Raw genomic sequence first — 370 nt, forward strand, 5'->3', positions numbered from 1 at the left:
TATGACCAGATCGGCCTGTTCGCGCCGCTGCTGATCGTGGTGGCCCGGCTCATGCAGGGCTTCTCCGCCGGCGGCGAGATGGGCGGCGCCACCGCCTTCCTGACCGAATACGCGCCGGAGAACCAGCGCGCCTATTATTCGAGCTGGATCCAGGCCAGCATCGGCGTGGCCGTGCTGCTCGGCGCCGCCGTGGGCACCTTCGTCACGGCTTCCCTGAGCACCGAGGCCCTCAATAGCTGGGGCTGGCGCCTGCCGTTCCTGCTCGGCATGGTGATTGGCCCGGTGGGCTACTACATCCGCCATCACCTGGAGGAAACGCCCACCTTCCGCGAGACCACCGACAAGACCGACTCGCCGCTGACCGAGGTGC

1 protein-coding gene is annotated in these 370 nt (G+C 67.8%); it reads left to right on the forward strand.

The annotated features are described in order from the left end of the window. Positions 1–370, forward strand: a 370-nt coding sequence (locus AB4Z27_RS29815; RefSeq protein WP_441646086.1) for an MFS transporter, incomplete at both ends; no start/stop codon positions are given.

The organism is Cupriavidus sp. KB_39 (genome assembly GCF_052114485.1).
Lineage (GTDB): Bacteria > Pseudomonadota > Gammaproteobacteria > Burkholderiales > Burkholderiaceae > Cupriavidus.